Source organism: Schaalia naturae, assembly GCF_042665795.1.
GTDB lineage: Bacteria > Actinomycetota > Actinomycetes > Actinomycetales > Actinomycetaceae > Pauljensenia > Pauljensenia naturae.
This window is the reverse complement of the sequence record NZ_JBHTEF010000001.1, coordinates 1,393,005-1,405,113: the sequence shown is the minus strand read 5'-3', so window position 1 is coordinate 1,405,113 and position 12,109 is coordinate 1,393,005. Positions and strand designations below refer to the sequence as shown.

Sequence of the window (12,109 nt, the reverse complement as noted above, 5' to 3'; positions counted from 1 at the left end):
TTTTGCCGCTCGGGTCGGGTGTCGGTATAGTTGACGGGTCGCCGCGGCAACGCGGGGACGCTCGGCTTGGGGCTATGGCGCAGTTGGTAGCGCGCTTCCATGGCATGGAAGAGGTCGGGGGTTCGAATCCCCCTAGCTCCACCCCACGCACAAGGCTCGAACCCTTGCCAACGGAAACGTTGGTTGAGGTTCGGACCTTGTCGGCGTCTGCGGCCCAGGTCAGGGCGTTGGCGTTGACCTGCGGATCGAGGAGCATCTCGAAGGGCCGGTTGTGCTCGACGCGCAGCTCGTTGTCCTCGTCGATGAAGACCTTGGTGAAGAACGCCTGGTTGCACAGCCGCCGGTTGGTGTCGTCGCAGCGGGTGTAGATATCGGCGCAGTTGGCGAGCAGGCCGAGGGCGTCGTCGAGGTGGGCGCGGGCGTCGGCGTAGTCGCCGTGGTGGGCGTCGATGCGGCGGGTCACTTGGTCGAGTTCGGCGACGATCCGATCCTGTTCGCGCTTGAGCACTGAGAGCGGGATCGCGTCGGCGTAGTGCGCCTGCATGAGACGGTCCTGCTCGCCTTCGAGCCGGTCGCGGTTGGTGGTGAGTCGTTCCAGTTCTTCGGTTTCGGCGGCCATGAGTCGGTCGAACTCGTGGTGGAGCATCGCTGCGAGGGCGTCTTGCTGGGCGGGCGTGATCTGGACGCGGGTGTAGTAGTCCTCGACGAGCTTCTCGACGTCTTCGATGAGCATCGCCTGGCGCGTGCAGTCGGTGCGCTTGGAGTGCCGACCCGAGCACACGAAGTAGCAGTAGACGTTGCCGTGCCGGTTCTTCGCGTTCGAGACGATGAGCCGGGACCCGCACTGGCCGCAGTGGACGGTGCCTTTGAGGTAGTGGCCGTGGACTTGGGTCGCCTCGACGGCGCACTGGTGCGCGGTGAGCACGGACTGGACCTGGTACCAGACCTCGGCAGGCACGAGCGCCGGGTGGTTGCCCTTGTAGCGGGTGCCTCGGTAGATGACATCGCCCTTGTAGTACGGGTTGGTCAGGAGCCGATGGATGGTAGACACCGCCAACGGCTTCGCCGGCCGCTTCGGCGTCGGCAGGCTGCGCAGCCCCCGCGAGGTGAGTTCGTCGTGGAGCTGGCTCACGCTCCAGTTACCTGAGGCGTACGCCTTGAACGCCCACTCGATCATCGGCGCCCGCTCAGGATCGAGCTCGATGGTGCGGACTTCACGCCCGAGCTCGTCGCGCTTGCGGACGTTCAGATAGCCGATGGGCGCGCGCCCGTTCGTGCCGCCACCGATGGCCTTCTGGGTCATGCCCTTGGCGACCTCGGTGGCGAGGTTCCGAGAGTAGAACTCGGCGATGGTGGACATGATGCCGTGCAGCAGCATCCCGGAAGGGGTCTCGTCGATGTTCTCCGACGCGGACACAAGCATGACCCCGCACTGTTGGAGTGCGAGGTGGATGCTCACGTCGTCGGCGCGGTTCCTGGCGAGCCGGTCGACCTTGTGAACGATGCAGTACGCGACCTTGTTGGCCTTGACGTACTGGATCATCCGCATCAGCTCGGGCCGGTCGGACGACTTGGCTGAGGCTCCCGCGTCGACGAACTCCTCAACGATGCCGGCACCGAGCTGTTCGGCCTTGCGCCGGGTCGCTTCGCGCTGGGCCGGGATCGAGAAGCCCTCGTCGGTCCCGCCCTTCTCGGCCTGCTCGCGGGTCGAGACCCGCAGGTACGACACGGCGGCGGCCATTGTCCTGGGCGGGTCGATGAGGCTGGCAGCCGGATCATCGGCAATGGTGGTCATCGGGGGCTCACTCTCACGCGGTTCGACCCTCGCGCTCCCAACTGTTCGTGGGAGGGGTGTTGATCGTGAGAGCAGCCGATGAAGGCTGTAGGGCGAGACCCGATGATCTCGGTGCGTGTTGCCCGCCGAGCGGCGAGGTTTAGGCCACAACACCCCGCATCGCGAGGCTTGCACGGTTGATTCTACCGGGCGGCTTCTGGGGCGGCCAGGACATCCGTCGGCGCCCGGTAGGTGTCGGGGACCCGATCGGCCGCGCGGGCCGCGCGGCTCTCGCCGGTCTCCTGCAACGTCAGCCGGATGAGAACCTCGGCGAGCTTGTGCAGGTCGGCGCGTTCGCGGTGGATGGCACGTACGGAGAACGACCGCTCCTCATACGGGCGTCGATCGGTCTTCTTGGCGTAGCGGCTCATCGGTCTACGGCGCTTCGTCGTCGGCCAGGCTGGCGTAGAACTCGTCTTCGGCCTCCTGGCGCTTGCGGACTTGGGCGATGACGAACTCGGCGAACTCGGTGTCCCGGTCGGTGAAGGTGAAGTCCTGGATCGCGGGTGCCGGGTCCTCACCGGGCCAAGCAGCTTGCCGGGTCGGGCGGTCACGATCGCCACGCGTGCCGCAGGCGGTGACCCAGTAGCGAAGGCGCTCTCGTGCGTCGGCGAAGTCGCGGTGCCAGCCGAGCGGCGCGGATGCGTTCTGCTCGGGGTCGTAGGCCCCCAGCCAATGCAGGTGCAGCGCCGACAGCTCCCAGACCATCTCCGGGTGGTGGTGCCAGAACGGCGGCACCACCGCGACGGTGAGGCCGTAGGTGCGCCGCAGCCAGTCAACCCACCGGTTCAGCGCGAGCCATTCCTGCTCCAGTTCGTGCGCCGTCAGCAGGTTCCAGTTCACGGGGTGAGGCGGCTCGGGCATGTCCGCGTTCGTGACGCGGGGCGGTCCGTCGAAGACGTCCGGCTCATCCATCTCATGCTGATCGCTCATGGTGCTTCGGCTCCCGAACTCACATGCTGACCGGGGCGTGCGCCGCGGTCGCTGCTCGTTGCGTCGGCTCGTACGCCGCTGCGCCCCGGCCGACTCCGCTACGCGGCGTGCGATCCACTTCGTAGCGGGTTCGCGCGGCGTCATGGCCGATCTTCTTGGCGACGAACTCTTCGCCTTCGATCGCCTGACCGTTGCGCTCGTAGTTGACTGGCCGCGTGTAGCCCTCGGCGACGAAGTTGTCGCCCTGCGCGAAGTTCGCGTGCGCATGCTCAGCGGAACGCCCGAACATTACCAAGTGGTGGTAGGTCGTCTCGGTCTGCGTGAAAGAGCCGTCGTCCTCGCGGCGGAAATGCTCCTTGCCGATACGGGCGAAGAACCTGGCGTCTCCCTTGGCCGTCTCGGTGAGCAACGGCTCCGACGCGATGAAGCCTGACAGCGATTCCTGCGTGTGAATGGCCATGATGGCCTCCTCCTGACTCGGGCGACCAACTGCGTGTGGGTCGCTCTGTCAGGCAGGTGCACCCCGATTCCCAAGCGCCGTCAGGCTGAGGGACGGTGGCGCAGCAGCGCTTCGAGTTCGTCGCGATCGCTGCGGAGCTGCGCGGCGTCGGGCCGGGTCGGCCAGGCGCGCAGGTCGGTGACGATGGGTGGCGCGGAGCGCAGCATCGTGATGCCGGTGCCGAATGGCAGGGTGCGGATGCGGTCTGGCGGCAGGATCGGGACGCGGCGGATCGAGCGCTGGTTGGAGCGGGTGCCGTGGTCGCCGAGGGTCACGCTGTCGGTGTACTCGTCGCGTTCTCCGATGAGGGTGGAGAGGTCTTGGAGGTCGCGGCTGTTGGATGCGCCGCCGAGGATGATCTTGACGATGCTGGCGTCCCAGATCGCGCTGGCCTGGTGCTCACTCCACCGGTCACGGGCTTGGGCGAGGGATTGCAGGACGGGCATTGTTGTGATCCCGGTGCCTCCGCCTTCGGCCATGAGTGTCGGCAGTGACGGCAGCGGGGCCAGGTTCCCGATCTCGTCGAGCGCGAGCAACAGTGGCGGGTCAAGCCGGGCTCCGGGTGAGCGTGCGGCGAGTCGCCGGGCGGTTTCGATGAGGTCTTCGACGAACGCCGCGACCAGCGATGCGGAGGCTCCTGCTCCGGCACCGGTGGCGAGCAGGTAGAGGGTGCCTTGTTCGGTGAGGAAGGTTTCGGGGTCGAAGTGTTCGTGCGGGTCTGGTGTGACGGCATCGAGCACGCGGGGGTCGGCAAGTGCGGCGAGCGCGAGGGAGACGCCTTGCCAGATGCTGTCGCGGGTCTTGGGGTCGGCGTCGATCATCGCGGCCAGGGAGTCGTCCCAGCCCATCGCCGCGTTCGGGTGGGAGTTGAGGATCGCGACGGCCTCCGACGCCGCGCTGGGGTCGAGGGTCCACCTGAACAGCTCGGCCGGCTGGCGGCCGTCGAGCGCGGCAGCGTGCAGCAGGCTCTGGAGTGCGGTGCGGGTCTTGCCCTCCCAGAACCCGCCGGACTCGACCCCTCCGGTGGACAGTCCCGTGGCGGCGGCGAGTCCGTTGGCGCGGATCATCGCGGTCAGCGGATCATCGCACCCGCGTATCGGTGACCACCGGAGCCCGGCGGGGATGCCTTCGGCGAGGTGTTGGGGGTCGAACACGGCGACCGGTCCGCCCTTGCGGCGTCGGGCGCGAAGGGTCGCGGTGAGGTTGTCGGGCCTCGTGCTGGTCGTGACGACTGCGCCGGGTGCGTCGAGGATCGCGTTGATGACGACATGCAGGCCCTTGCCGGAGCGGGGCGGGCCGATCAGCAGGATCGAGTCCTCCACCGACGCCCAGACCTTCGTGCCACGACTGGCACCGAGCAGGTAGCCGACATCCTGCGGTGCTGGCGACTCCAAGGAGGGCCGTAGCGTGGTCGCGCGGTGAAGTAGCGCCTTCGCGGATGCTGCGGTCTTGACCTCATGGCTGGTCGCGATCCCGGCCAATCGGTGTGGGTCGGTCTCGGTCTTCCGCGTGTGGCGGCGCAGCACGATCCAGACCCAGACGATCCCGGCGGCGAGTCCGCCGAGCAGTGCCGTGCTGACGAGCCAGTACACGAGCGGGTCGAGCCCGTCGGCACCGAGCGCGGTCGCAGGGTCGCCGGGGTTGAACAGCGCGGCGAGCCCTGCCGCTGCGCCGGCGTCCGGCTGCGTTGTGCCGGTGAGGTACGCGGCGACGCTGCCAGCGGCGCGGAGGACGAGAGCGATCCCGAACATGCCGATCAGGCCGATGAGGGCGGCGTTGGTGGGTTCGTCGCCCATGCCTCCGGCTTGCCGCTGGTTCATGTCAGCCGCCGCACCGCGAGCGTGCCCGAGATGCGCCCGAGCAGGATCACCTCGGGCGTGCTTCCGTCGGGTAGGTCGTCGAGGTCGATGAGCGCACGGGCCTCCCCGGTCCCGGTGGCGTCGGTATGGGAGACGATCGTCGCGACAGCGACATCCTCGCCCGGCACGAACCCGCCCGCGGTGACCTCCGCCAAGCGCGGCACCCGGCGGGCGTGACGACTCCGACGAGTCTCCGGCACCGGGGTCTCGGACGGGGCCGCTGAGCGTCGGGGCTTGCGGGTGCGGAGGATGTCGGTGAAGACGCTCCCGTCGCTCTCGCGCACCTCGACCCGGACCGCGATGGTGCGGTCCCGGGTGATGGCATCCATGAGCGGCCCGAACGTCGCCCGCGTCCACGCGCCCGCGTCCGGCGACGGGAACGGTGTTCCATCGACTGTCGCGGTGAGGGTGCCGTCTGCGGCGACAGTGACAAGGACGTGCGGCAGCTCGACGGGAGTCATCGCCTCGTCATCGTTCGGACCGGATCGGCGCAGGCCAGTGAGGTTCATCGGTGACCTCCCGCTGCGCGGCTGCTGGTGTCGAACAGGGCGAGTTCGTCGGGGTGGAGCTGGTGCTGGCAGACGAAACTCCTGGCCTTGATCCGCCACAGGCCCTGGCCAACGCCAAGGTTCGGCAAGAGCTGCTGCTCCGTCCCGGTCAGACCGAGCGCGGTCGCGGTCGGGCCGAGCTGGTCGGACTCCTGCCGATACACGATCCGCGTCTCCGCATTCGCCAGCAGCGAGTTCGCTAGGGAACGCATGGCGGAGCCCTGGTCTCCCACGTTGTCGAGGTCGGTGAGCTTGTGGAAGATCAGCATGTTCGCGATCCCGTAATGCCGCGCGAGCCGCCAGTGCGCATCCATCCGCCGTAACAGCGCCGGGTGGGACATGAGCCGCCATGCCTCGTCGTAGATCACCCACCTCTGCCCACCGTTCGGGTCGAGCAGTGCGGACTCCATCCACGCCGACGAGCACGTCATCAGCACCGAGATCAGGGTCGAGTTCTCGGTGACCCGCGAGAGGTCGAGCGAGATCATCGGTAACGACGGATCGAACGCGACCGTCGAAGGCCCGTCGAACAGCCCGGCCAGGTCGCCGGCGACGAGACGGCGAAGCGCGTGGCCGACGAGCCTGCCGTCCTCGGCCAGCCGGCCGTCGGCATCCGCGCTCGGGGCGAGGATGCGGTCAACGACCATCGGCAGGATCGGCACATCGTTCTCCCGCACCGTCTGCGTCAGGGCGATGTCGATCGCGGTGTGCTCCAACGGCGACAAGCCGCGCGCGAGCACGGTCTCCGCGAGAGCGCCGATTAGGTCACGCCGCCGGGCTGCGACAGTGGACGCCCATTGCCCGTCCGAGAGACCGCTGGGCCGGTGGCCTTCGTCGAGTGGATTCAGGCGCGTGTTGAGGCCGTGGCCGAGGACGATGGCGCGTCCGCCGACGGCGTTAGCGACGGCGGTGTGTTCGCCCTTCGGGTCGCCGGGCACGTACACGCGCCGCCCGAACGGCAGCGACCGCGTGTAGAGCGACTTGGCCAGACTCGACTTGCCGGAGCCGACGATCCCGGCCAGCACCACGTTGGGGGCGGTGATGATCCCGCGCGCGTAGAGCACCCACGGGTCGTAGACGAAACTGCCGCCCGAGTAGAGGTCTTGGCCGACGAACACGCCATCGGCACCGAGCCCGCCCTCGGCGACGAACGGGTACGCGCCCGCCAGCGTCGCCGATGTGTCCTGATGCCGCGTCAGATGGAACCGGCCCGGAGTGCGCAACTGCGCGGCACCCGGTTCTCCCGACTTCGGCAGGTAGATCGTGGCGCGCCGCTCGGCACGCTCCTCCTCGGCCTTCGCCTTCGCGGTGGCGAGCGCGGTTCTTCGCTGCTCGGCGTGGAGTCGGGCCTCGGCTTTGCGGCGCTGCTTGCGGAGCCTCCGCCGCTCCTTCCACGGTGCCACCAGAACGGCAGTGTGCAGCCGCGCGCGATCCTCGGTCACAGCACCAGCCCCCGCGACTGCTTGGCCGCCGTGATCTTCGCCGGCTCGAACCACGACCCATCCCGCTTCGCCGCAGGTAGCTCGGCCCGCTCCGGGACACCCGGCGACGAGTACGACACCAGCAGCTCCGGCCCAGCCTGCACCGGAGAGATTCCGACTGGTTTGGCGGCCTGGGTCTCTGCCTCCGGTTCGGTGTAGCGGCGCAGCAGCGAGACGTAGCCGACGTGCGGGTTGACGACCAACGCGTAGTCGCCCGAGAGCGCCACCCGGTCGTTCGTGCCCTGGCTGGGCTCGTCGTAGACGTACCCGTTCTCCAGCGCAGCCTGTGTGGTCTCGTCGCCGTAGTCCCACTGGACGAGGAAGTCCACCGCATCGACATGCCCCAGCTCGCCGAGGATGCGCAACGGCCGGTCGGCCTCCTCGCCCTGGAGGAACACCACGCTGACCCACCGCGACGGCGCGGCCTCCTCGACGGCGGGCTCAGGATGCCAGGCGATCCGCCCAGCCGCGATGAACCCATCCGAGAGTCGGTCGTACGCCCGGTCGACGAGAGTCGCCGCTTGACGCAGCTCCTCCGCAGCGGCGAGCGCGTCGCGCATTCCTGCCTCGTGGCTCCCGTCATCGTTGAAGGCATGCGCGGCCTTGCGCTCGTGAACATCGGCGATCTGGTCGAGCGCCTGTCGCAGCGAGCGCATCCCCGAGGACAGATCACCGATCACCCCGTACATCTCGGCGGGCTGATCGAATCCACGGCTCGCGTGGGCCAACGCGCGCAGCGCCTCGGACGCCTCAGCGGCATCGGCAGTCGAATCGAAGAACGTGGGCATCATGGACCTCCTGGCGCGTCGTGTGTCTTGGAGGTGCGCAGGACTCCCACCCGGCTGTCGGCGGTCACGAATACTCTTGAGGTAGGAAGCAGACAGAGGAGGAGCGGCAGGTGGCTGACGAGATCGAGTTGATCCATGACGGCGAAGGGCTGGCTGTCATCGGCAACCCGTCGGCCGTCGAGCGCTTCCTTGATTCAGTGGGGCTGTTGCCCTTCTCCCGTGAGCTTCGTCTCGACAGGCTCGGATCAGCGCTCGACACGGGGTCGAAGATCGCGGAAGCGGCGTCCAACATCGCGGAGAACGCTGGCCGGTACGTGAGATTCACCAAGGAGTCGGCCGAGCAGGTCAAGGAGTTCGGCCTGATGCCTACAAAGACCAAAGGCATCAGTCACGCGATGCTGGGCGACCCCGGCTCCATCAGCAAGTGGATTCAGATCGAGGATGGTCCGGCGTCTCTTCTCATGAACCCCGCGATCCTCTCCGGTGCTGCCGGAGTAATGGCTCAGCTTGCTCGGAAGCAAGAGGCACAGGAGCTGAAACAGCTCCTCGTCGCCATCGACGGGAAGCTCGACGACGTACGCCGTAGGCAAAGAGACGAAGTCCTCGCCAAGATGGATCGAGTCAGCTTCGTCATCGACGAAGCGATGGCGATACGGGAACACGGAGGGGATCGCGAAACCGCTTGGGACAAAGTCAAGACCGAGGTGGGCACAATCGCCGAGGTTCAAGCAGACGCACTACGTGCTATGGAAGCACTCGCCGACAAGGCCAACGACCAGTCAGGCGTGGGCGCACTCGCAAGGGCGACCCAGGATATTGAGGCAGAGGTCGGCGTCTGGCTCGCTGTGCTTGCGCGATGCTTCCAGTTGCAGAACGAGTATGCGGTGCTGGAGTTGGATCATGTCTTCGACACAGCGCCGGCTTCGCTGGATGGACATCGGATCGGTCTCGATGCTGCACTCCAGCAACGGCGCAGCAAGATCGTCCTGAAGACAGGGCACCTCATGACTCGCCTCGATCAGGCTGGTGGTGTCGCGCGCGAGAATGTCGTGCTGCATGCCCGCGCCGCACGCAAGGTAATCAACTCGATCAACACCGTCAGCGACTCCATTGATGACTTCCATATGCCATTCGCGATCGAGTCTGACCGGGAAGCGCTGACCAGCACTCGTTGGAGAGACGCAGTGCGCGATCCGCAGCAGTTGCGAAACGCCGCAGCAGAGGCTGGGCCGAAGGTTGCTGTGGGTGTCCTGGGCATCGGGACCCTCGTCGTCGGGGCGGTCCTCAAGAACGGCGACTCGAAGGGATCATCTGGCGGAGACGCCTGAATGACTGAAGTCACACCCTCCGGCACAGCGGGAGCGCGGCGGCGGTGAACGCGGCTGCTTGCTGGCCGACGAGCAGCCGGGTCTCGCACGAGGCTTGGATCGCGGCTTGCTCGATGGCGGCGACGGCGGCGTCGAGTTCCTCGATGGTGGGTGCGGAGACGGCGATGAGGCCCGTGTAGCGGAGGATGCCGTGTCCGGCGGTTAGGTCGGCTTCTTGCTGGAGCACGTCGTGGTACTCGGCGGTCTGTGAGGCGTCTTCGATCTGGCCGATCTTCGCGCGCTGGGCGTGGTCGGAGATGTGCTCGACCTTCTTCTTGCGGATGTCACGTGCGGCCTGGTCGGAGCGCATCGGGGTGCAGATCAGCGAGAACGACCGCTGGATGCCGGTGGACAGCAGTACCGGTGACAGGAACCCCGGATAGACCAGCGACCTGGGCCACTCGCTGACCCAGAGCACCGCGTGATGGGCGGAGTCGGTGCGTAGCCTGCCCCAGGTCTCGGTGACGGCGACCGGCCCCGCAGTCGCGAGTGACTGGCCGAGCCTTCCGTGGCGCTCCAGGGTGGCGGCGATAGCGGGGTCGTAGGCGGAACGCAGCATCACCGCGATCTGCCCTGGTGTTAGCCAGCCCGACGGCGAGAGGTCGGCGGAGCGGAGCGCGGCGACGAGGGTGTTCATTTCCTGGCGCAGCACGGCGGCGGCCCCGCGTATCCCTCCTCCGGCGGTTCTGGTCTGCCGAGCGCTGGTCTTCATGTCCAGTGACAGCGAGAGTGTGGTGGCGTGGCGTTCGCCGGCGGGTCCGGCGCGGTCGATGAGTTCGGCGTATGTGTTGGCGGCCCACGAGCCGTCCGGGGTGCCGTGGGTGGCCCACCATTCGGCCAGTCCGGTGCCGGAGTCAGGGAGGGTGCGTTCGAGGACTTGCAGCGTCGCGATCCGCCCCGAGCGGCAGACGGTGGCCAGAACGCGGCCCCAGGAGCTGACCCGGCGTTCCTGCTCGCCGGGATCGAGGAGCACGAACGCGGGATGGGTGACCTCGCACACCACGGTCAAGGTGGCGGCCTGGGGGTCGTGGATCATCCCAGCTCCGGTGTCGGGGTCGGTGTACTCGCGCAGGCGCGCCATGTCGCCGGGCAGCGCGAGGGTGCCGACGGGGCGCGGGACGACGATCCTGCGCCGGTACAGCAGTTGCCCTCCGGTGGTGCGCCACAGCCACCAGCAGGCGACGGGCAGCCACTCCACGCTGGGCCGGCCCGCGATGGGTATCCAGGTCAGCGCGGCGGCGAGTACCCAGATGGGGGCGGTGTAGGCGAGCAGCATCCCGCCGCCGGCGTAGAACGCGCCGATGAGTGTGGCTCCGCCGATGGCGAGCATGATGAGCTGGGTCAGCGACAGGCCGAGGAGGACACCCCGGCGGGTGAGGCGGGAGAACTTCACCGGCACGAGTTCGCCCGCGGTGGGACGGTCGTGGTTCGTGCTGCTCATCGTCTACTCCTTCGGTGGGCGTGGCGCGGGCGGCGGGGGCTGCTTCGGCGGCTGTGACGGGTCGGTGCTCGGCGGTCGTGGTGCCGGGCTCGACGGCGGTGCCGCAGGTGAAGCGGCGGGCGGTGGCGGTGTCTGCGCGGCTGCGTCGGCGGCGTGCTCGCCCTGGGCTCCCAGCGCGGTTCCGGCCTTCGGCCCGGCGGTCGCGGCGCCCTTGGCGACACCCGCGCCGATCACGACCCCGGCGGCCACGGGTCCAGCTGCGGCTGCACTGCCTCCGCTTGCTGCCGCCCCTCCGCCGCTCGCGGCGAGTGCCGGTGCCGGGGTCTTCGGCGGTGGCGGGGCGCTGCTTCCTCCACCGGAGCTTCCGCCCGTGTTCCCGCCGCCGCTGCTGGTTCCGTCGAGGACCTTCTTCGGCTCACCGCCGCCGTTGCCGCCGGGCTTGGACGGCACCGGGACGGGACGGTTGAGAGCGTTCTTCGCGTCCTGCTCGGAGCCGATCGCGTGGTACATGTCGAACCCGACGAACGCGATGAACTTGTACGTCAGATACGGCGCGAACGCGGCCATCGCCATCAGTACGATCCCCGCAATCGGATCACTGACTGAGGCCAGGTCCCCATCGATCGCCGCGGACACCTGGGTGACGGCGACGAGGAACATCACGACCAGGACGAGCTTGGAGCAGATCAGGGCGATGACGAACATCGCCCACTTGCTGATCCACCCCCGACTGGCGTCCCAGGAGGCGCCGGAGAACGCCAGCGGGGCGAACACGATCGCCACGAGCAGCAGCGCCTTACGGACCAGCAGGGAGAGCCAGACGATTGCGGCGGCGGCGATGGCGAGGCCGGCGAGGAAGATGGTGATGATCGCCCCGACGCCCGGGGCGGCGATGTTGATCCCGACCAGGCCGGCGGCGAGCAGGGCGATCTTGTCGCCCATGCTCTCGGTGGTCTCTCCGGCGGCTTGGATGATCCCGATGCAGAGCTGGTCCACGATCTCCAGCAGCAGGGCGGTCAGGGTGATGACCACGAACGACCCGAGCACCGATTTCGCCAACCCCAACGCCGCTCGGGAGAGTGCGGTGGGGTCTCGGCGGATGAGGCCGGTGATGAGCTGGAGGCAGAAGAAGATCAGCATCACGAACACGGCGATGCCGAACAGGATGTTGTAGACGCTGACGTACTCCTCGCTGGTGACATCCACGAGGGTGGTGGTGTCGAACACCGCCCAGACGGCCTCGAACAGCCAGCCGGCGGCCGCGCCCATCGCTTGGGCGAGCCAGTCGAACGGTGCCGCCACCAGACTGGCGGCGCCTTCACCGACCGCGTCGCAGACGGAAGAGATGACAGGGACGTC

General features: G+C 68.1%; 11 protein-coding genes, 1 tRNA gene and 1 pseudogene. 3 read left to right on the top strand and 10 right to left on the bottom strand.

Going from position 1 to position 12,109, the window contains the following annotated elements:
- Positions 1 to 68 precede the first annotated feature (68 nt).
- Together ACFQWG_RS06170 and ACFQWG_RS06165 are read left to right on the top strand one after the other, a co-directional pair.
- Positions 69 to 141: transfer RNA gene (locus ACFQWG_RS06170), tRNA-Ala, on the top strand.
- A 130-nt stretch (positions 142 to 271) separates the two neighbouring features.
- Entirely contained in the window at positions 272 to 511 is a 240-nt protein-coding gene (locus ACFQWG_RS06165) for a hypothetical protein (RefSeq protein WP_380973203.1), read from the top strand.
- Positions 512 to 754: 243 nt separating this feature from the next.
- Here the strand turns inward: ACFQWG_RS06165 and ACFQWG_RS06160 are convergent.
- From ACFQWG_RS06160 to ACFQWG_RS06125, 8 genes and pseudogenes are all read right to left on the bottom strand, one after another.
- Positions 755 to 1,741 (bottom strand): annotated as a pseudogene (locus ACFQWG_RS06160) (recombinase family protein); the annotation flags it as partial.
- A 236-nt stretch (positions 1,742 to 1,977) separates the two neighbouring features.
- Positions 1,978 to 2,205: a hypothetical protein gene (locus tag ACFQWG_RS06155; protein WP_380973201.1), complete on the bottom strand. Its 228-nt coding sequence runs from the start codon at positions 2,203 to 2,205 to the stop codon at positions 1,978 to 1,980.
- Positions 2,206 to 2,209: 4 nt separating this feature from the next.
- Positions 2,210 to 2,767, bottom strand: coding sequence for a hypothetical protein (locus ACFQWG_RS06150; RefSeq protein ID WP_380973199.1), 558 nt, complete (start codon positions 2,765 to 2,767; stop codon positions 2,210 to 2,212).
- A 19-nt stretch (positions 2,768 to 2,786) separates the two neighbouring features.
- Positions 2,787 to 3,227 (bottom strand): single-stranded DNA-binding protein, encoded by a 441-nt coding sequence (locus ACFQWG_RS06145; protein WP_380973197.1) that lies wholly within the window; start codon positions 3,225 to 3,227, stop codon positions 2,787 to 2,789.
- Between the two features lie 80 nt (positions 3,228 to 3,307).
- Positions 3,308 to 5,062, bottom strand: a complete 1,755-nt coding sequence (locus tag ACFQWG_RS06140; RefSeq protein WP_380973194.1) for a type IV secretory system conjugative DNA transfer family protein — start codon at positions 5,060 to 5,062, stop codon at positions 3,308 to 3,310.
- Between the two features lie 20 nt (positions 5,063 to 5,082).
- Positions 5,083 to 5,634 carry a hypothetical protein gene (locus ACFQWG_RS06135; RefSeq protein WP_380973192.1) on the bottom strand — a complete coding sequence of 184 codons (552 nt, stop codon included), beginning with the start codon at positions 5,632 to 5,634 and terminating at the stop codon, positions 5,083 to 5,085.
- On the bottom strand, positions 5,631 to 7,115 hold the full coding sequence (locus ACFQWG_RS06130; RefSeq protein WP_380973189.1) for an ATP-binding protein: 1,485 nt from the start codon (positions 7,113 to 7,115) through the stop codon (positions 5,631 to 5,633). The genes ACFQWG_RS06135 and ACFQWG_RS06130 overlap by 4 nt, the downstream gene beginning before the upstream one ends.
- Positions 7,112 to 7,945 carry a hypothetical protein gene (locus ACFQWG_RS06125; RefSeq protein ID WP_380973186.1) on the bottom strand — a complete coding sequence of 278 codons (834 nt, stop codon included), beginning with the start codon at positions 7,943 to 7,945 and terminating at the stop codon, positions 7,112 to 7,114. The genes ACFQWG_RS06130 and ACFQWG_RS06125 overlap by 4 nt, the downstream gene beginning before the upstream one ends.
- A gap of 107 nt (positions 7,946 to 8,052) precedes the next feature.
- Between ACFQWG_RS06125 and ACFQWG_RS06120 the strand changes: the two genes are divergently transcribed.
- Positions 8,053 to 9,270 (top strand): hypothetical protein, encoded by a 1,218-nt coding sequence (locus ACFQWG_RS06120; RefSeq protein ID WP_380973183.1) that lies wholly within the window; start codon positions 8,053 to 8,055, stop codon positions 9,268 to 9,270.
- Positions 9,271 to 9,280: 10 nt separating this feature from the next.
- Here the strand turns inward: ACFQWG_RS06120 and ACFQWG_RS06115 are convergent, their stop codons facing one another.
- Both ACFQWG_RS06115 and ACFQWG_RS06110 read right to left on the bottom strand, forming a co-directional pair.
- On the bottom strand, positions 9,281 to 10,750 hold the full coding sequence (locus tag ACFQWG_RS06115) for a PrgI family protein (RefSeq protein WP_380973180.1): 1,470 nt from the start codon (positions 10,748 to 10,750) through the stop codon (positions 9,281 to 9,283).
- A gap of 3 nt (positions 10,751 to 10,753) precedes the next feature.
- Positions 10,754 to 12,052, bottom strand: a complete 1,299-nt coding sequence (locus tag ACFQWG_RS06110; protein WP_380973178.1) for a conjugal transfer protein TrbL — start codon at positions 12,050 to 12,052, stop codon at positions 10,754 to 10,756.
- Positions 12,053 to 12,109: the final 57 nt, after the last annotated feature.